Raw genomic sequence first — 19,646 nt, 5'->3', positions numbered from 1 at the left:
GAGTTGCACATTGGCTGAGATCACCCGTGACGTGCTGATCATCGGAGCGGGGGCCGCCGGCCTCACCGCCGCCAACGACCTGCGCAAGGCCGGCCTCTCTGTGGCCGTGCTCGAGGCGCGTGACCGCGTCGGCGGCCGCCTCTGGACCGACATCATCGACGGCGCCATGCTCGAGCTCGGCGGACAGTGGGTGTCGCCCGACCAGGACGCGCTCAAGGAGACGATCGAGGAACTCGGTCTCGAGACGTACAGCCGCTATCGCGAGGGCGACAACGTGTACATCGGACCCGACGGCCAGGTGCACCGCTTCACGGGCGAGATGTTCCCCGTGGCCCCCGAGACCGAGAAGGTCATCGCCGAGGTCACGGAGCTGCTCGACCGCATGGTCGCCGAGATCGACCCCGACCGTCCGTGGGAGCATCCGAACGCCGCGGAGTGGGACTCGATCACCTGGGACGCATGGCTGCGACAGCAGACCGATGACGACGAGGCGGTGCGCAACCTCGCCTTCGCCACCGGCTCCGCCATGCTCACCAAGCCGACGCACGCCTTCTCGCTGCTCCAGTCGCTGCTCATGGCGGCATCCGCGGGCTCGTACTCGAACCTCGTCGACGCCGACTTCATCCTCGACAAGCGGGTCGTCGGCGGCCTGCAGCAGGTGCCGCTGCGGCTGGCGGAGCGCCTGGGCGACGACGTCTTCCTCAACCAGCCCGTTCGCACGCTCGAGTGGGGCGAGACCGGCGTCACCGCCACCACCGACGGGATGACCGTGAGGGCGCGCTACGCGGTGCTCGCGCACGCACCCGTGCTGTACAACCGCATCAGCTTCGTGCCGGCGCTGCCCCGCCGGCAGCACCAGCTGCACCAGCACCTCTCGATGGGCTTCGTCATCAAGGTGCACGCGGTCTACGACCGTCCGTTCTGGCGCGAGCAGGGCCTCAGCGGCACCGCGTTCAGCCCCTACGAGCTGTCGCACGAGGCGTACGACAACACCAACCACGGCGACGAGCGCGGCACGCTCGTCGGTTTCGTGAGCGATCGCAACGCGGATGACCTGTTCGCGCTGTCGGATGAGGAGCGCAAGGAGCGCATCCTCGAGTCGCTCTCGCACTACTACGGCCCGGAGGCGAAGAACCCGATCGTCTACTACGAGAGCGACTGGGGCAGCGAGGAGTGGACGAGGGGCGCGTACGCCGCGAGCTTCGACATGGGCGGCCTGCACCGCTACGGCGCCGATCTGCGCACGCCCGTCGGGCCCATCCACTTCGCTTCGAGCGACATGGCCGGCGCCGGCTACCAGCACGTCGACGGCGCCATCCGCATGGGGCATCTCGTCGCGTCGAACATCGTCGCCGCGAGCAGGGACGCCGGCTGATGAGCGGGGCGATCGTCGTCGGGTACACCGCGACGGATGCCGGCGCTGACGCCGCCGCCCTCGGAGCGCGGCTCGGACGCAGCCTGGATGCGACCGTCCACCTCGTCATGGTGCTCCCCTCCGAGGGGACGCGCAGCGCGATCGTGCCGCCGGAGCGCGCCTATGAGGACCACCTGCGCGCCCAGGCGCGGCAGTGGCTCTCGGATGCCGTCGCCGCCCTGCCGCCCGCGCTCACGCGCTCGGCGCACGTGCGTTTCGCGGAGTCCTTCGCGGAGGGTCTGATCGCCGCGGGGGAGGAGTTCGGGGCACGCGTCATCGTCGTCGGCACCGCGGGCGGCGGACTCTTCGGCAGGCATCGCCTCGGCAGTGTGGCCACCGAGCTGCTGCACTCGTCGACGATCCCGGTCGCGCTGGCGCCGGCGGGACTCGCCCGCGAAGACGACCACGTCGTGCCGCGCGTCACCGTGGCCGTCGGCACGCGCCCCGGAGCGGAGACCCTGCTCGACGAGGCCGCGTCGTTCGCCGCCGACTCGTCGACCGATCTGCGCCTGGTGTCGCTCGTCCCGTTCGACGTGCCGCCGGGGCTCGACACCGGGGCTATCCGCCTCGCCACCGGCTCGCATGCGCACGATGTGCTCGCGCGCGCCGTCGAGGTGCTGCCCGACGGGCTCGGAGCCGTCGTCGAGGAGGCGCCGGGCGAGACCGTCGAAGACGCCGTCGCGAACCTCACCTGGCTGCCCGGCGAGGTCGTGCTGGTCGGCTCGTCGCGGCTCGCCCAGCCCCGGCGCCTGTTCCTCGGCTCGACCGCGGCGAAGATGCTGCACGAGCTGCCCGTTCCCATGATCGTCGTCCCGCGCACTCGCGCCGAAGCCGGAGCCCGATGATGAGCACCACCGATTCCGCCGTCACCACCGGCGTCTCCCAGAAGGGCCTCAGCGCCGGTGCCGTCGGCGTGATCGGGGCCGTGGTGATCGGCATCTCGACGATCGCACCCGCCTATACACTCACGGCATCCCTCGGCCCGACCGTCGCCGAGGTCGGCACCCAGGTGCCGGCCATCATCCTGGTCGGCTTCATCCCGATGCTGCTCACGGCCTTCGGATACCGTGAGCTCAACCGCGAGATCCCCGACTCCGGCACCTCGTTCACATGGGGTGTGCGCGCCTTCGGGCCGTGGATCGGCTGGATGACCGGCTGGGGCCTCATCGCCGCCACCGTCATCGTGCTGTCGAACCTCGCAGGCATCGCCGTGGAGTTCCTGTTCCTGCTCATCTCGCAGGTCACGGGCAACCCCGACATCGCCGATCTCGCGTTCAACCCGTTCATCAACGTGGCTGTGTGCCTGCTGTTCATGCTCGGGGCCACGCTCGTGTCGTACCGCGACATGCAGACCACGCAGAAGTTCCAGTACATCCTCGTGGGCTTCCAGGTGCTCGTGCTCGTCGTGTTCGCCGTCGCGGCGATCGTCAAGGCCGTGCAGGGCGACGCGCCGGACCCGACGGCGTTCTCGTGGTCGTGGTTCAACCCGTTCGAGGTGTCGTCGTTCAGTGCCTTCGCCGCCGGCCTCTCGCTGTCGATCTTCATCTTCTGGGGCTGGGACGTCGTGCTCACAATGAACGAGGAGACGAAGGACCCCGCGAAGACGCCGGGCCGTGCGGCCATGGTCACGGTGGTCGTCGTCGTCAGCCTCTACCTGCTGCTCTCGATCGGACTCATCATGTTCGCCGGAGTCGGCACCGGGGCCCTGGGTCTCGCGAACGAGGACATCTCGGCCAACGTCTTCTTCGCGCTGTCCGACCCCGTGCTCGGACCTCTCGCGTTCCTCGTGTCGCTCGCGGTGCTGTCGAGCTCGGCCGCCTCGCTGCAGTCGACAGCGGTCGGCCCCGCCCGCACGCTCCTCGCCATGGGGTACTACGGCGCGCTGCCGAAGAAGTTCGCGCAGGTGAGCCCGCGGTTCTTCACGCCCGGATACGCCACGATCGTGTCGGCCGTCGTCGCCTCGGTGTTCTACGCCGTCATGCGGCTGGTCAGCGAGAACGTGCTCACCGACACGATCCTGTCGCTGGGCATGATGATCTGCTTCTACTACGGACTCACCGCCTTTGCGTGCGTGTGGTACTTCCGCAAGCAGTGGTTCGACTCGGCGCGGAGCTTCTTCTTCACGTTCCTGTTCCCGCTGATCGGCGGCGGCATCCTCGCCGTGCTCTTCGTGACGACGCTCGTCGACTCGATGGACCCGGCCTACGGCAGCGGTTCGAGCATCGGCGGCATCGGCCTCGTGTTCGTGCTCGGCGTCACCATCATCGGCGTCGGCGTCGTGATCATGATCTGGCAGGCCATCCGTCGCCCGGCCTTCTTCCGCGGCGAGACGCTCGCGATGGACGCACCGCCGAGCATCCGTCGTCGTCGCTGACCCCGACACATCCCCCAGAGAAAAGAGAACCCCATGAGCACCCAGACCGAGCAGGCGCTGCTCGACAGCGTCCCCACAGGACTCTTCATCGGCGGCGAATGGATCGACGGCGAGACCGGAGCCACGTTCGACGTGCACGACCCGTCGACCAACGCCGTCATCCGAACGATCGCCGACGCGACGCCGGCCGACGGCATCCGTGCGCTCGACGCGGCCGTCGCGGCCCAGGAATCGTGGGCGGCCACCGCGCCGCGCACGCGCAGCGACATCCTGCGCCGCGCGTTCGACCTCGTGCAGGAGCACAAGGAGGACCTGGCGCTGCTGATGACCCTCGAGATGGGCAAGCCGCTCGCCGAGGCGCGCGGCGAGGTGGTGTACGGCGGAGAGTTCCTGCGCTGGTTCAGCGAGGAGGCGGTGCGCATCAACGGCCGCTACGGGCTGAACCCCGAGGGCACCGGCCACATGGTCGTGTCGCAGCGTCCGGTCGGCCCCTCGTTCTTCGTGACCCCGTGGAACTTCCCGTTCGCGATGGCCACCCGCAAGATCGCCCCCGCGCTCGCCGCGGGCTGCACGGTCGTCATCAAGCCGCCGGCACTGACTCCGCTCACCACGATCTTCTTCGCCACGCTGCTCGAGAAGGCCGGCCTTCCCGCCGGCGTCGTCAACGTCGTGCAGACCTCGCGCTCCGGCGCCCTGTCGGGCCCGATCATCGCCGACCCGCGTCTGCGCAAGCTCTCGTTCACCGGCTCCACCGAGGTCGGGCGCAAGCTCATCGCGCAGGCGGCCGAGGGCGTGCTCCGGGTGTCGATGGAGCTCGGCGGGAACGCGCCGTTCGTCGTCTTCGAGGATGCCGACCTCGACAAGGCCGTGGAGGGCGCGCTCGCCGCGAAGTTCCGCAACATCGGCCAGGCCTGCACCGCCGCCAACCGCTTCATCGTGCACAAGGACGTCGCCGACGAGTTCGGCCGTCGCGTCACCGAGCGCGTCCAGGCGATGAAGATCGGCCGCGGCACCGAGGAGGGCGTGACCATCGGCCCGCTCATCGACGCGGACGCGGTCGCCAAGGCCGAAGAGCTCGTCGGTGACGCCGTCGAGCGCGGTGCGAAGCTGCTCGCCGGCGGGAAGGCGCTCGAGGGCACAGGCACCTTCTACGAGCCGACGGTCCTCACCGATGTGGTGCCCGGCTCCGCGATCCTCCGCGAGGAGATCTTCGGCCCTGTTCTCGCGATCGCGACGTTCGAGACCGAGGACGAGGCCGTGCGTCTCGCCAACGACACCGAGTACGGCCTGGTCTCGTACGTGTTCACCGAGAACCTGCAGCGCGGCCAGCGGATGATCGATCGGCTCGAGACGGGCATGATGGGACTCAACGTGGGCGTGGTGTCGAACGCCGCGGCTCCCTTCGGCGGCGTCAAGCAGTCGGGCGTCGGCCGCGAGGGCGGGTTCGAGGGCATCCACGAGTATCTGTCCACCAAGTACACGCTGATCCCGGTCGCCTGACCGGCAGCCCGAGAGGACGACACGCATGACCGATTACGCCGTCATCAACCCCGCCACCGGCGAGACGCTGGCGACCTACGACACCTTCACGGATGCGCAGATCGACGATGCCGTCGCGAGGGCGCACGCCGCGGCATCCGTGTGGGGTCGCACCCCGGTGGCCGAGCGCGCCGCCGTGATCCGCCGCATCGCCGAGGGGCACCGCGCCCGTCGCGACGAGTTCGCGGAGATCATCGTGCGCGAGATGGGCAAGCCGCTCGCGGCCGCCGCCGGTGAGGTCGACTTCGCCGCCGACATCATCGAGTTCTATGCCGACAACATCGACGCGATCACTGCCGACCAGCCGCTCGACATCGCCGGCGACGGCACCGCGGTGATCCGTCGGGCCCCGCTGGGCGCACTGTTCGGCATCATGCCGTGGAACTTCCCGGCGTACCAGGTCGCTCGCTTCGCGGCCCCCAACCTCGCGGTCGGCAACACGATCATCCTCAAGCACGCTCCGCAGTGTCCCGAGTCGGCGGCTCTGCTGGAGGAGATCTATCGCGACGCGGGGCTCCCCGACGGCGGGTACGTGAACGTGTACGCCACGAACGAGCAGTCGGCCGACATCATCGCCGACCCGCGCGTGCAGGGCGTGTCGGTCACAGGGTCGGAGCGTGCGGGCGCCGCTGTCGCCGAGGTCGCGGGGCGCAACCTCAAGAAGGTGGCGCTCGAGCTCGGCGGATCCGACCCGTTCATCCTGCTCTCGACCGACGACCTCGACGCCACGGTGCAGGCGGCGGTCGACGCGCGCCTCGACAACAACGGCCAGTCGTGCAACGGCGCCAAGCGGTTCATCATCGTCGACGGCCTCTACGACGCCTTCGTCGAGAAGTTCGTCGCGGCTCTGGCGGCCGTGCAGGCCACCGATCCGATGCAGGACGACACCGTGCTCGGGCCGCTCTCGTCGCTTGCCGCGGCGGAGCGCCTGCAGCAGCAGATCGACACCGCCGTGGCGCAGGGCGCGACCCTGCTCACGGGAGGCACGCGTGACGGTGCGTTCTTCGCGCCCACCGTGCTGGCCGACGTCACGAGCGACATGGACGTGTACCGCGAGGAGCTCTTCGGCCCCGCCGCGGTCGTGTACCGCGTCGCCGACGAACAGGCCGCGGTCGAGCTTGCGAACGACACCTCGTTCGGCCTCGGCTCGTACGTGTTCACCACCGATGCCGAGCAGGCGGAACGGGTCGCGAACGGCATCGAGGCAGGCATGGTCTACGTCAACGTCGTGCTCGCCGACAGCCCGGAGCTGCCCTTCGGCGGCGTGAAGCGCAGCGGCACCTCGCGCGAGCTGGGTCTGCTGGCCGCGGACGAGTTCGTCAACAAGAAGCTCATCCGCGTCGCCTGACCTGGCACGAAGAAGGGCGGATGCTGCGGCATCCGCCCTTTCTCGTGCCCGCGCGCGGGCGGGGCTGCCGTCGCGGGCCGGCGCCCCGGGCCGGCGTCGTTTTGTCGGGAGTCCGGGCGGATATCGTCCGAAAACCAGTGATTTCTCCCGACAAACCGCAATCCTCCCGACAAACTGAGCGGGATGCGCGTGAGCGGGATGCGCGTGGTGAGCGGGATGCGCCTGGCGAGCGGGATGCGCGTGGTGAGCGGGATCCGCGTGGTCGGCGGGATGCGGGCCGCGAGGGCGCAGACGGGCGCACACGGATGCCGGCCCCACGGCGCTGCCACGGGCGTAGGGTCGAAGACATGGCCACCGTCGCAGAGAACATCGTCAGGACTCTCCACGCCAACGGGATCGACCGCGTCTACGGCATTCCCGGTGACTCGCTCAACGGCTTCACAGACGCGCTGCGCAAGGACGGGCGCATCCGATGGGTGCACGTGCGCCACGAGGAATCCGCGGCCTTCGCCGCCGCGGCGGATGCCGGCCTGACGGGCGAGCTCGCCGTCGTCGCCGGCTCGTGCGGCCCGGGCAACCTCCACCTCATCAACGGCCTCTACGACGCCAACCGCTCGCGTGTCCCGGTCCTCGCGATCGCCGCGCACATCCCGACGCTCGAGATCGGCACGGAGTACTTCCAGGAGACCCACCCGCAGGAGCTCTTCCGCGAGTGCAGCGTGTACGTCGAGTACGTGGCAGACCCGCGTCAGATGCCCCGCCTCATGGAGGTCGCGATGCGCGCCGCCGTCGAACAGCGCGGTGTCGCGGTGCTGGTGATCCCCGGTGACGTCGCGCTCGCCGAGATCGACGACGACCGTGCCGTGGTCGTTCGCCGCACGCGTCCGGTCGTGGTGCCGTCGGGGGAGGAGCTCGAGCGCGCCGCGACCATGCTGAACGCCGCGAAGAAGGTGACGATCCTCGCCGGAGCGGGTGTCGAAGGGGCCCACGACGAGGTGATCGCGCTCGCGGACCGGCTGGGCGCTCCCATCGTCCACGCGCTGCGCGGCAAGGAGTTCATCGAGTACGACAACCCGTTCGACGTGGGCATGACGGGTCTGCTCGGCTTCGCCTCGGGGTACCGTGCGATGGAGGCCGCCGACACCCTGCTCGTGCTCGGCAGCGACTTCCCGTACGAGCAGTTCTACCCCGACCACGCCGTCACCATCCAGGTCGACATCCGCGGCTCGCAGCTCGGCAAGCGGCATCCGCTCGATCTCGGCCTCGTCGGCGACGTGCGCGCCACCGCCGAGGCCCTGCTGCCGCGGCTGGCCGAGAAGGCCGACCGCGGCCACCTCGACGACGCAACGGCGCACTACCGCAAGACGCGCGCCAAGCTCGACGAGCTGGCCGTGCCGTCGAAGGGATCCCGGCCGATCCACCCCCAGTACCTCGCTCGCCTGCTCGACGAGCGCGCAGACGACGACGCCGTCTTCACAGCCGACGTCGGGTCGCCGACCGTGTGGGCCGCGCGCTACCTCAGCATGACCGAGCGTCGTCGCCTCATCGGGTCGTTCAACCACGGATCGATGGCGAACGCGCTCATGCACGGGATCGGCGCCCAGGTGGCCCACCCCGACCGCCAGGTGGTCGCGCTCGCCGGAGACGGCGGTCTCGCGATGATGCTCGGCGAGCTGCTGACCCTCACGCAGAACGGCCTGCCAGTGAAGACCGTGGTGGTGAACAACTCGTCGCTGAACTTCGTCGAGCTGGAGATGAAGGCGGCGGGCTTCGTGACCTACGGCACGGGGCTGGAGAACCCGAGCTTCGCCGCGATCGCCGAAGCCATGGGGATCTTCGCCCGACGTGTCGAGCGCAGCGACGAGCTGCCCGCAGCCCTCGACGAGGTGCTCGCACACGACGGCCCCGCCCTGCTCGACGTCGTGACCGAGCGCCAGGAGCTGTCGATGCCCCCGGCGATCGAGGCCGCGCAGGTGAAGGGCTTCGCGCTGTATGCCATCCGCACCGTCATGTCGGGGCGCGGCGACGAGCTGCTCGACCTGGCGAGGGCGAACTGGCGCCAGTTGTTCTGACTCGCGCTCAGACGCCCGGCGCCCGTCGGCTCAGCTCTCGATGAGCGCGCGGACCTCCGCGGCCTCGCCGTGGCGCCCGAGCGCCTCGAAGACGTCGCCGAGCTCGAGCGCGGCCACCTGACGCAGGGGCGGAACCGCCGCGCCGTGCTCGATCGCGGCCCGATAGAGCGGCACCGCGTCGGCACCCCGCTCGGACGACGCGAGCACGCGCGCGGCGAACAGCTCGGATCCTCCCGCAGCACCGGCGTCGCCGAGCTCGGCGAACGCGTCGGCCGCGGTCAGCGCGGCGGCCACGGCCTCGTCGACGCGGCCGAACGCGGCCAGGGCGCGCGCCCTCGAGTCGGTGACGTCTGCGAGCAGCCAGCCGGCCTCATGCTGCCGCGCGAGCTCGGCGACCTCGTCGAACAGCGCGAACGCCCGCTCGTCTTCTCGCGCGCCGTAGGCCTGGCCCAGGTTGTGCAGCACGTCGGCGAGCGTGCCGACAGCCTCCGGGTCGCGACGGACGATCTCGGCCGCGGACTCCAGCAGCTCGATGGCCTCGTCGTGCTCGTCGAACCGGGCCAGGATCTTGGCTCGTTCCGTGAGCGCCATGGCCTGGTCGGCGTGCTGCTCCGCCTCCCCGAAGAGCTCGGCCGCGTAACCGTAGGCGCCCGCCGACTGCCCCCACTCGCCCGCGCCGCTCAGCGCGCGCCCCAGCATCGACGCCGTCATCGCGCGGGAGCCCGCAGGCACATCGGACTGCTCCTCCCGCTCCAGCACGGTGCCGAACAGCTCGGCCGATTCCTCGGCGTCTCCGACCGCGAGCATGGCGCGAGCGAGCCGGAAGTCGGCGGGCGCGGCGTCCTCACCGCGCTGCGCCAGCAGCCGTGACGCGAGGCGGTACCGGCTGAGGGCCTTGTCGGCGTCGCCCGCGTCTTCCCAGAGCGCGCCGGCGAGCAGATGCGCGGAGGCGAGGGCGGATGTCGCGCCAAGCAGCGTGAGGAGGCGGCACGCCTCATCGGCATCCGCCGCGCCCTCGACGTAGTCTCCGGCGCCACCGCGCACGCGCGCCCTCGTCTGCAGGGCCCGCGCGCGATGCCCGTCGCTGACGTCGTCCTGCGCGAGCAGACGGTCGAGAAGGGCACCGGCCGCCTCGAGGTCGCCGCGGTTGAGCATCGCGGAGATCGCCAGAAGGGTCGTGGTGTTCGACAGGCGCGCGTCTCCGGCCTCGGCGAACGCGCGCGCGGCCTGCTCGGCGAGCTCGAGCGCGGCATCCGTCTCGTCGCCGTTGTCGCCTCGCAGGTGCTGGAACGCGCGGCTGAGGGCGAGATCGCCGCGTGACCACGCAGGGAGCGCGCCGGCGGCGGCGAGTTCTCGGTCGAGGCCGGCGACCGCCTCGGGAGACGAGTCTCCGAAGGTGGCGAGGCCGAGACGCGACTCGAGATCGGCCTGGGCGTCGAGTCCAGCCTCACGGAGCGCCGAGAGACGCTCGGGCAGGATCTCTCGTGCCTCGTCCTCGCGGTCGAGCGCGATGAGCACGCCGATCCGCATCGAGAGCAGCTGCGCGCGCTTGGCGGGGTCGGCGACCTCGAGAGCGCGGGGGAGGCCATGCAGGGTCTCCTCTTCGGCGCCGTACTGCGCGAGGTTCATGACGCGGTCGAACCAGCCCTCGGCATCCGCAGGTTCCGTCGCCGCGGGCGTCGGGACGAAGGCGTCCGACCGGATGGGGACGTCGTAGCTCTCCTCCCGGAGCGCGCGCATGCGCTCGAGGCTCCTGGCGTGCCCGTCTGTCCCGTCGCGCTCGTCGAAGGCGGCGCCGATGCGCGCGGCGGCCTCCCACGACGCCGCGGCCAGCTCCTCGGCGCTCCACGCCCCCTCGTGGTCGCCCAGGAGCGGACGCAGCGCAGGGGCGTCGGCTCCGCGCACAGGGGTCGAGCCGTGGCCCGCCGCCGTGACGCGGTCGAGTGCGAGGGCGAATGCGGCCAGGGCGGCGAAGTGGGCGTCGACGTTGAGCCCGTCGTGCGCGAGCCAGCCGATGTGGCGTTCGACGAGCGCCAGGGCGCGCGCCTCATTGCCCGTGACGGCCGTGAAGACGATGTTGTTGGCGACGATGCGCAGGTTGTCGGGGTTGTCCTTCGCGAGCCGGTAGCTGCGCAGGTGGGCGGTCTTCGCGTCGTCGAACCTGCCGGCGCGCAGATACGGCAGGAGCACACGCGACAGGGCGTGCTCCGGCTCCTCGCCGCACGAGAACCCGCCTTCGATCATCTCCTCGACGAGCCGGATGGCGTCGGCGTCGCGATCGGTCTCGGCGAAGAAGCCGGCGAACTGGCTCCGGCCGCAGGCGTCGCAGTGGCTGTGATCATCGCGCGGCGTGGCCTCCAGCTGCACCCGCAGCGCCTCGGCGTCGTCGAGACGGCCGGCGTCCCAGGCATCCTCGAAGCGCGCCGTCAGCACGCCGCTCAGGCCGAGGCCCGCAGCCCGGTAATGCGCCTCCATGTCGTCGAGCACCGCCGTGATCTGCTCGCCGGAGAAAGCGGGAGACGAGCGCAGCGCCGAGGCCATCCACTTGAACTGCCACATGAGGTCGGCGCCGCCGTAGCCGAGGTCGGCGGGGAAGCGCTGCGGGTCGGCGTCGTGATGGGCGAGGCACCACGCGAACGAGTTGAGCATGACGTCGGTCGCGCCGTTCATGTTCGCGGATGCCGTCTGCCGCATGCGCGCCTCGTACTCCAGGCGCTCGTCACCCAGCTCGACCGCCAGCGCGACGGCCTCCGACACGAGGGCCTGCTCCGCCGGTCCCCACGGCGTGCGGTCGATCTCCTCCAGCAGCTGCTGCAGGCGCTTGGCGGGTCGAGCCATGGTGTTCCTTTCAGTGGTTCTCGAAGGAGAGCGGATCCCCCTCGATGCCGGCGGAGAGTGCGACGAGATCCGCGAGGGCCGTGGTCATGACCGCGCGATCGGCATCGGAGAGCGGATGGTGCCCGGCGAGCAGGGCCTGGATGTAGAGCAGCTGCATCGTGCGCGCGAACACGGCTTCGTCGTCGACGCGGACGAGCGCGCGCACCACGCGGTTCGACCAGTTCAGGCACAGCCGTGCGCTGAGGTCATCGTCGCGCGCGGACGAGGTCGCACCGTCGATGCGGTCGAGCACCCCTCCCCACAGGGCGCCCGTGACGCGCTTGGTGCGGGTGCGGTCGATGGCGCGCAGCACATCGGGGTCGGCGACATAGAGCGCCGTGAGATCGGCCCTGTCGATCGCCCGCACGATGACGGAGCATCCGGATGCCGCGAGCACGCCGCCGGCGCGCTCCTCCAGCGCCACGGCCGCGTCGCGGTCGTCGAGAGGCGGCGGGTCGAGGCGGTCGAGCTCTCCGACCACGTCGACCTGCTCCACGGTGACACCCGGGTGAAGCTCGGGCAGCAGGCGCACGAGGTCGGCGTCGAAGAGGTAGCACCCGTTGACCAGCACCTCGTCGGACGGCGAGATGCCGGCGACCTGGCGGAATTCGTCGACGGTGCGCGCGTAGCGCACGTGCGGGAAGCGCTCGACGAGGTCGCCAACGCGCATCGTGCCGTGCGTCGTCTCGAGCGTGAGCCAGCGCGTGATGAACCGCGCGAGCTCCTCGTCGTGCCGCACGAGCGACTTGAGCCCCACCTCGTGGATCGCGACGAACTGCGCGAGTCGATGCGGCTCGCGCAGGCCGAGCTCGAGCACCCAGCGACGGATGGCGGAGCCCAGCTGCTCGCGCACGTGCTCGAGCGCTGCGTCGTCGACGAGCGACTCGCGGCTCGCGGTCGGCGCGAGCCCGGTGGAGTCGATGACGGCGCGGACGAAGAACGCCCAGTCCGGCAGCACGTCGTCGACGCGCTCCGACAGCAGCATCCGACCCAGGTACATGCGCGTCGCCTGCCGCGCCCCCGGCGGCGGGGCGAACGGCAGCACATAGGCGAGGCCTCGCGTCCCGGTAGCGGGCTCGGCGAGCTCGATGACGTCGAGCGGCGTCGCGCCGAGCAGGTCGCGCCCGTACTGCACGGCCGCATCCGGGTCGGCTTCGAGGAACGGAGCGGGGCGCGTGACGTCGATGTCGCCGCCCGGCGCGTCGACGGTCACGCGCACGGGGAGGAACTCTCCGAACGCGGTCGCCAGCTCGTGCACGGCGGCCGGGCGCAGCAGTTCGTCGGCGTCGAACCGGGGCACGAGGTGCACGCTGGTGCCGATCGGGAGGTCGTCGGCGATCTCGACGACCCGGAAGGTGCCGTCGGCGCTGCCGGTCCACTCCACCGCGGAGCCGCCGCGTGCGCTGCGGGAGCGGATGACAATCGTGTCGGCGACCATGAAGCAGCTGAGCAGCCCGATGCCGAACTGTCCGAGGTAGTCGCTGCGCGGCAGGTCGAAGATGTCGCGCTTGGAGCTGCGTCCGACCGTCGCGAGGAGGTCGGCGACCTCGCGTGCGGTGAGGCCGATGCCGTCGTCGCTCAGCACGAACTCGCCGGTGTCGGCGGTGAGCGGGGTGATGCGGATGCTCCCGCCGCCGCCGTCGTGCTCGCGTCGGGCCGTGATGGCGTCTCTCGCGTTCTGCAGGAGCTCGCGCAGGTACACGCGAGGGCTGGAATAGATGTGCCGGCTGAGCAGGTCGACCACACCGCGCAGATCCACCTGGAACTGCTGCACGTCAGCGCTCACCCTGGGTTCCCTCCGTCTTGCCCGACTGCCGAGCCTAACAACAACCGCGAAGCGCCCCCGGTTCGGATGCGGGCCGGGAATGCCGTATGCTGGACGAGCAGTTGTTGTCTGCAATCTTTCGCCGTGCCCCGGACACACCGGAAACCGTGCGGAGAGGGGGAGCGGGCAGCACCAGAGACCGCGAGGTCTCTAGGGCGGTAGCTCAATTGGCAGAGCAGCGGTCTCCAAAACCGCAGGTTGCAGGTTCGATTCCTGTCCGCCCTGCGCGTCAGCGCACGCTGACCCACGAAAGGTAATTCAGGATGGATCAGGACGAACCGCGCGGCGAGGTCGTCACGGCCGGTGCCACCCGTGAGAAGAAGCCCGGCTTCTTCGGCAGGTTCTTCGGCGGCATCGCCCTGTTCTTCCGCCAGGTCATCGCTGAGCTTCGCAAAGTCGTCACGCCGACGCGCAAGGAGCTGATCAAGTTCACCGCGGTGGTGCTCGTCTTCGTTCTGATCGTCTTGGGCATCGTCTACGGACTCGACACCTTGTTCGCGTGGCTGACGCACGTGGTGTTCGGGGTTCCCGGCACCTGATGCACGCGGCCGCTGCCGCATCTATGGAGAAGAAAGAACGTGTCTGAACGCTATTCCGACGACGCCGACTGGGCGACCGCTGCAGAGCAGTCCAGCGAGGAGGACGAGGCCCAGGAGGGCAACGTCCTCGCCGCGCAGGAGCGCTCGGCCACGTCGGCCGAGCACGTCGCCGTCCACATCGAGGACGTCGACGGCGAAGAGGACGGCGCAGACGATGACATCGACATCGACATCGAAGACCCGGAGGCCGACGCGATCGTGAACGACGCACTCAACCTGGACGAGGCGGCTGAATCCGAGGCCGCCGCTGAGGTCCTCAACGACTCCGTCGCCGAGGAGGCCGCCGAGCGCGAGGCCGCCGCAGCCGACGAGGTCACCCCCTACGACGGCCCCGATGTGAACGGCGAGGAGGACGAGCCGGTGCTCGACCCCGCCGAGGTCGCCGAGATCGCCGAGGCCGAAGAGGTCGTCGACGAGGCCGAGGAAGACCCCTACGAGGCGTTCCGTGCAGACCTGCGGATGCTCCCGGGCAAGTGGTACGTCATCCACTCGTACGCGGGCTTCGAGCGCAAGGTCAAGGCGAACATCGAGCAGCGCAAGTCGACGCTCGAGGTCGAGGACGAGATCTACCAGGTCGAGGTCCCCATGGAGGACGTCGTCGAGATCAAGAACGGCCAGCGCAAGATGGTCACGCGCGTGCGCATCCCCGGCTACGTGCTGGTGCGCATGGAGCTCAACGAGGACACCTGGTCGGTCGTCCGCCACACGCCGGGCGTCACGGGCTTCGTGGGCAACGCGCACAACCCGACCCCGCTGCGCTTCGAAGAGGCCTTCAACATGCTGAAGTCGCTCGTCGAGGTCAAGGACGTCTCCACGGCCAAGAACATCGCGGCGAAGGGCGGCGTCGCCGTCGCCCGTCCGCTCCCGGCCGAGGTCGACTTCGAGGTCGGCGAGACCATCACGATCAAGGAGGGCTCGTTCGCGGGTCTTCCGGGTTCGATCAGCGAGATCAAGCCCGAGAGCGGCAAGCTCACGGTTCTCGTCTCGCTCTTCGAGCGCGAGACCCCGGTCGAGCTGTCGTTCGACCAGGTCACCAAGATGATCTGACATCCGTTTCCGAGAACGGCCGTCCCTGCGGGGGCGGCCGTTCTCGTTTTCCGGATGCGGCCGATGATGGGCTAGACTCTTATGGTTTGTGTGCGCCTTCGGCGTGCGCGGACGACCGCAGTCCGGAGAAGCCGGATTCGCGGGAGAGCGATGCTCGTCCCGAGCGAGGCGCGAAGCGCCGAGTCGACGGACATCCGGCATCCGTTCGATGAAAGGAAGAGGACATGGCACCCAAGAAGAAGGTGACCGGCCTGATCAAGCTCCAGATCAACGCCGGTGCAGCCAACCCGGCGCCGCCGATCGGCCCCGCGCTGGGTCAGCACGGCGTCAACATCATGGAGTTCTGCAAGGCGTACAACGCGGCGACCGAGTCGCAGCGCGGCAACGTCATCCCGGTCGAGATCACCGTCTACGAAGACCGCAGCTTCACGTTCGTCCTGAAGACGCCGCCGGCCGCCGAGCTGATCAAGAAGGCCGCGGGCGTGCAGAAGGGCTCCGCGACCCCGCACACCGTCAAGGTCGCGAAGATCACGCAGGAGCAGATCCGCCAGATCGCCGAGACGAAGCAGGCCGACCTGAACGCGAACGACATCGAGGCCGCCTCGAAGATCATCGCAGGCACCGCTCGCTCCATGGGCATCACGGTCGAGGGCTGAGGAGAATAATCATGGCTACCAAGTCCAAGGCTTACCGCGCTGCCGCCGAGAAGATCGAGGCAGACCGCTTCTACACCCCGTCCGAGGCTGTCGCCCTCGCGAAGGAGACCGGTTCGGCGAAGTTCGACTCGACCGTCGAGGTCGCGCTGAAGCTCTCGGTCGACCCCCGCAAGGCCGACCAGATGGTGCGTGGCACCGTCATGCTCCCGCACGGCACCGGCAAGACCGCCCGCGTCATCGTGTTCGCCACCGGCCCCGCGGCCGAGGCTGCGATCGCCGCGGGTGCTGACGAGGTCGGCGGCGCCGAGCTCATCGAGAAGGTCGCCGGCGGCTGGACCGACTTCGACGCGGCCGTCTCCACCCCGGAGCTCATGGGCCAGGTGGGTCGTCTCGGCAAGGTGCTCGGCCCCCGCGGTCTGATGCCGAACCCGAAGACCGGCACCGTCACCCCGAACCCCGGCAAGGCTGTCGAGGAGATCAAGGGCGGCAAGATCGAGTTCCGTGTCGACAAGCACGCCAACGTGCACTTCGTCGTCGGCAAGGCTTCGTTCTCGGCCGAGCAGCTCGACGAGAACCTGAAGGCCGCGCTCGAGGAGATCATCCGCCTCAAGCCGTCCAGCTCGAAGGGCCGTTACATCCAGAAGGGCGCCGTGTCGACCACGTTCGGCCCCGGCATCCCGCTGGACGTCAACGCTCTCTGAGTCGCAACGCGCTCTGAGCCGTAACGCTCGTGAAGGGTCCTCGCCGTCATGGCGGGGGCCCTTCTGCGTGCCGGCGCCTCCTGACACGGAGCGTCATGCGCAGCGACATCTCAGCGCGCGGCGCATAGGGTGTTACTCTCCCGATCACCGCGCACACAGCATCCGCGCACCGCACACCCCAGGAGGGTTCCGCATGTCCCGTCGTCTGCTCGCCGTCACAGCTCTCGTCCTCGCAGCATCCGCCCTCACCGCCTGCAGTGGATCGGGTGCGCCGGCCGGCGGCTCGTCCGCACCGGCCTCGGACGGCGAGGGGACGGACCTCGGCCTCGTGAAGGACGGCACGCTCACGGTGGCGACCGAGGGCACGTATCGCCCCTTCAGCTTCCACGCCGACGGCGGCACGGGCGACCTCACCGGGTACGACGTGGAGATCATCCAGGCCGTCGGTGACAAGCTCGGCCTGAAGGTGGAGTTCCAGGAGACGCAGTGGGACGCGATCTTCGCGGGGCTCGACGGCGGTCGGTTCGACGTCATCGCCAACCAGGTCACCATCAACGACGAGCGCGAGAAAAAGTACCTCTTCAGCGAGCCCTACACGGTGTCGCCCGGTGTGATCGTGGTGAACGAGGACGACGACTCGATCAGTTCGTTCGCCGACCTCGACGGCAAGACGACGGCGCAGTCGCTCACGAGCAACTGGTATGAGCTGGCGACCGAGTCGGGGGCGAAGGTGGAGTCCGTCGAGGGCTGGGCGCAGGCTGTCGCGCTGCTGCGTCAGGGACGGGTCGACGCCACGGTCAACGACAAGCTCACGTTCCTCGACTACGAGAAGACCGACGGGCCTACGGGGCTCAAGATCGCAGCCGAGACCGAGGATGCGGGGAAGCAGGCGTTCGCGTTCGCGAAGGGCCACGATGACCTCGTCGCGGCTGTCGACGGTGCCCTCGAGGAGCTCCGCGCCGACGGCACCCTCGCCGAGATCAGCGAGAAGTACTTCGGCGAAGACGTCACCGAGTAAGCGGATATGGACGTCTGGCAGCTCTTCGTCTCGTCGCTCGGCCCGATCGCGCTGGCGGGGCTGCTGGGCACCATCCCGCTGGCTCTGATCTCGTTCGCGCTCGGCTTGCTCATCGCCGTGGTCGTCGCGCTCATGCGGATCTCGGTGCACCCCGTGGTCTCTTCGGTGGCGCGGTTCTACATCTCGGTGATCCGCGGCACCCCGCTGCTCGTGCAGCTGTTCGTGATCTTCTACGGGATGCCGGCGATCGGCGTCACGATCGATCCCTGGCCGAGCGCGATCATCGCGCTGTCGCTCAACGTGGGCGGATACGGCGCCGAGGTGGTGCGCGCGGCAATCCTCTCGGTTCCGCAGGGCCAGTGGGAGGCCGCGTACACCGTCGGCATGAACCGCACGCGCACGCTGACCCGGATCATCCTGCCGCAGGCGGCGCGGGTGTCTGTGCCTCCGCTGTCGAACACGTTCATCTCGCTGGTGAAGGACACGTCGCTGACCTCGACGATCCTCGTCACCGAGCTCTTCCGCGTGACGCAGCAGATCGCGGCGTCGTCGTATCAGGTGATGGTGGTCTACCTCGCCGCCGCGCTCGTGTACTGGGTGTTCTGCCTCGTGCTCTCCTTCGGGCAGAGCGCGCTCGAGAGGAGGCTCGATCGTCGTGTCGCGCACTAGTGGATCCGTGCCGCTGCTGACCGCACGAGGGCTTCGCAAACGGTTCGGCGACAACGAGGTGCTGCGCGGGGTGGACCTCACGCTGCATCGCGGCGAGGTCGTGGTGCTGATCGGCCCGAGCGGTTCGGGCAAGACCACCGTGCTTCGTTCGCTGAACGGGCTCGAGACGCCGGATGCCGGCGTCGTGGTGGTCGACGGCGGCCCGGAGATCGACTTCTCGCGCCGAGTGGCGCCGCGCGACCGGATCTCCCTGCGTGACCGGTCGGCGATGGTGTTCCAGCACCACAATCTCTTCCCGCACTTCACGGTGCTCGAGAACGTGATCGAAGGGCCGTGGCGGGTGCAGGGCCGCCCTAAGGACGAGGTCGTCGCCGAGGCGAGGGCGCTGCTCGACCGCGTCGGACTGGGCGGACGCGAGAACGCGCGTCCTCACCAGCTGTCCGGTGGACAGCAGCAGCGCGTCGGCATCGTCAGGGCGCTCGCCCTCAAGCCCGACCTGCTGCTCTTCGACGAGCCCACGAGCGCCCTCGATCCCGAGCTCGTGGGGGAGGTGCTGCTCGTCATCAAAGAGCTCGCCGACGAGGGGTGGAGCATGGTCGTCGTCACGCACGAGCTGAGCTTCGCACGCGAGGCCGCCAACCACGTGCTGTTCCTCGACGGGGGAGTCGTCGTCGAAGAAGGCGCGCCTGCCGAGGTCTTCGGGGCCCCGCGCGAGGAGCGGACTCGGCGATTCCTCACGCGCATCCTGCGGCCTCTCGACGGCGCCTGAGCGGATGCCGGCCCGGCGGCCCCGGGTCGCGTGCGGTGTCAGCCGAGCACGGGGAGGACGAGTGAGACGGCGAGGCTGATCATCACGATCGCGATGAGCGCGTCGAGGATGCGCCAGGAGCGCTCGGTGCGCAGCCAGCGGCCGAGGAAGCGCGCCCCGAAGCCGAGGGCCGTGAACCACAGGACACTCGCGGAGATGGCCCCGGCCGCGAAGAGCCACCGATGATCGCCGTGGGTGGCGGCGATGGAGCCCAGCATGAGCACGGTGTCGAGGTACACGTGCGGATTCAGCCAGGTGAGCGCGAGCGTCGTGAGCACGACCGGAGCCAGCCGCGTGGTCGTCCGCGAGAGCGTGCCCGTCGCCGGCGCGAGCGTAGCGGTTCCGCCGGAGGAGCCCGGGGCGGTTGCGCCGGAGGTCGGCGCGGCGTCCGCGGCCTCGACCCGCAGCTGCTCGCCGCCGTGCCAGGCCCGGCGTGCGGCGAGGACGCCGTAGCCGAGGAGGAACAGCGCTCCCGCCCAGCGTGCGACCACCACGAGCCACGGTGCCGCCGAGATCACGAACCCGAGTCCGGCCACGCCCGCGATGATCAGCACCGCGTCGGACGCCGCGCAGATGACGACGACGGGCAGCACGTGCTCGCGGCGCATGCCCTGGCGCAACACGAAGACGTTCTGCGCGCCGATGGCGACGATGAGCGAGAGGCCGAGTCCGAGCCCGGAGAGAACGGTGAGCATGTCT

General features: G+C 69.8%; 16 protein-coding genes and 1 tRNA gene. 14 read left to right on the top strand and 3 right to left on the bottom strand.

From position 1 onward, the window contains the following. Positions 1-10 precede the first annotated feature (10 nt). The 6 genes from AB663_RS00535 (at position 11) to poxB (ending at position 8,747) form a co-directional block, all read left to right on the top strand. Positions 11-1,375: a flavin monoamine oxidase family protein gene (locus AB663_RS00535; protein WP_067194413.1), complete on the top strand. Its 1,365-nt coding sequence runs from the start codon at positions 11-13 to the stop codon at positions 1,373-1,375. After that, a complete protein-coding gene (locus AB663_RS00530) occupies positions 1,375-2,259 on the top strand; it encodes a universal stress protein (protein WP_067194409.1) in 885 nt (294 codons plus the stop codon). Before AB663_RS00535 ends, AB663_RS00530 begins: the two co-directional genes overlap by 1 nt. Continuing rightward, positions 2,259-3,788, top strand: a complete 1,530-nt coding sequence (locus tag AB663_RS00525) for an APC family permease (RefSeq protein WP_067194407.1) — start codon at positions 2,259-2,261, stop codon at positions 3,786-3,788. The genes AB663_RS00530 and AB663_RS00525 overlap by 1 nt, the downstream gene beginning before the upstream one ends. A gap of 33 nt (positions 3,789-3,821) precedes the next feature. Further along, complete coding sequence (locus AB663_RS00520; protein WP_067194406.1) at positions 3,822-5,288, top strand: NAD-dependent succinate-semialdehyde dehydrogenase; 1,467 nt, start codon at positions 3,822-3,824, stop codon at positions 5,286-5,288. Positions 5,289-5,313: 25 nt separating this feature from the next. After that, positions 5,314-6,675: an NAD-dependent succinate-semialdehyde dehydrogenase gene (locus AB663_RS00515; protein WP_067194404.1), complete on the top strand. Its 1,362-nt coding sequence runs from the start codon at positions 5,314-5,316 to the stop codon at positions 6,673-6,675. Between the two features lie 347 nt (positions 6,676-7,022). Next, entirely contained in the window at positions 7,023-8,747 is a 1,725-nt protein-coding gene (poxB, locus tag AB663_RS00510) for a ubiquinone-dependent pyruvate dehydrogenase (protein WP_067194402.1), read from the top strand. Positions 8,748-8,777: 30 nt separating this feature from the next. Here the strand turns inward: poxB and AB663_RS00505 are convergent, their stop codons facing one another. After that, positions 8,778-11,585: a tetratricopeptide repeat protein gene (locus AB663_RS00505; RefSeq protein ID WP_067194399.1), complete on the bottom strand. Its 2,808-nt coding sequence runs from the start codon at positions 11,583-11,585 to the stop codon at positions 8,778-8,780. A 10-nt stretch (positions 11,586-11,595) separates the two neighbouring features. Continuing rightward, positions 11,596-13,410, bottom strand: a complete 1,815-nt coding sequence (locus AB663_RS00500; RefSeq protein ID WP_067194396.1) for an HSP90 family protein — start codon at positions 13,408-13,410, stop codon at positions 11,596-11,598. 191 nt (positions 13,411-13,601) lie between these two features. Here AB663_RS00500 and AB663_RS00495 point away from each other — a divergent pair. From AB663_RS00495 to AB663_RS00460, 8 genes are all read left to right on the top strand, one after another. Beyond that, a tRNA-Trp gene (locus tag AB663_RS00495) sits at positions 13,602-13,674 on the top strand. Between the two features lie 38 nt (positions 13,675-13,712). Then, complete coding sequence (gene secE, locus AB663_RS00490; RefSeq protein WP_067194393.1) at positions 13,713-13,988, top strand: preprotein translocase subunit SecE; 276 nt, start codon at positions 13,713-13,715, stop codon at positions 13,986-13,988. Positions 13,989-14,027: 39 nt separating this feature from the next. Beyond that, positions 14,028-15,095, top strand: coding sequence for a transcription termination/antitermination protein NusG (gene nusG, locus AB663_RS00485; protein ID WP_067194390.1), 1,068 nt, complete (start codon positions 14,028-14,030; stop codon positions 15,093-15,095). A gap of 224 nt (positions 15,096-15,319) precedes the next feature. Then, the gene (gene rplK, locus AB663_RS00480; protein WP_067194387.1) at positions 15,320-15,751 is read left to right on the top strand and encodes a 50S ribosomal protein L11; all 432 of its coding nucleotides are present in this window, start codon (positions 15,320-15,322) and stop codon (positions 15,749-15,751) included. A gap of 11 nt (positions 15,752-15,762) precedes the next feature. Continuing rightward, positions 15,763-16,452 carry a 50S ribosomal protein L1 gene (gene rplA / locus AB663_RS00475; RefSeq protein WP_067194384.1) on the top strand — a complete coding sequence of 230 codons (690 nt, stop codon included), beginning with the start codon at positions 15,763-15,765 and terminating at the stop codon, positions 16,450-16,452. A 193-nt stretch (positions 16,453-16,645) separates the two neighbouring features. Then, positions 16,646-17,470, top strand: coding sequence for an amino acid ABC transporter substrate-binding protein (locus tag AB663_RS00470; RefSeq protein WP_067194380.1), 825 nt, complete (start codon positions 16,646-16,648; stop codon positions 17,468-17,470). Positions 17,471-17,476: 6 nt separating this feature from the next. Further along, positions 17,477-18,139, top strand: a complete 663-nt coding sequence (locus AB663_RS00465; protein ID WP_067194377.1) for an amino acid ABC transporter permease — start codon at positions 17,477-17,479, stop codon at positions 18,137-18,139. A gap of 7 nt (positions 18,140-18,146) precedes the next feature. After that, the gene (locus AB663_RS00460) at positions 18,147-18,908 is read left to right on the top strand and encodes an amino acid ABC transporter ATP-binding protein (RefSeq protein WP_269465168.1); all 762 of its coding nucleotides are present in this window, start codon (positions 18,147-18,149) and stop codon (positions 18,906-18,908) included. A gap of 38 nt (positions 18,909-18,946) precedes the next feature. Here AB663_RS00460 and AB663_RS00455 read toward each other — a convergent pair whose 3' ends face one another. Next, a complete protein-coding gene (locus tag AB663_RS00455) occupies positions 18,947-19,642 on the bottom strand; it encodes a LysE/ArgO family amino acid transporter (RefSeq protein WP_067194372.1) in 696 nt (231 codons plus the stop codon). Positions 19,643-19,646 lie beyond the last annotated feature (4 nt).

The sequence above is a fragment of the Microbacterium sp. XT11 genome (assembly GCF_001513675.1).
Lineage (GTDB): Bacteria > Actinomycetota > Actinomycetes > Actinomycetales > Microbacteriaceae > Microbacterium.
This window is presented reverse-complemented; position numbering and strand designations above follow the sequence as displayed.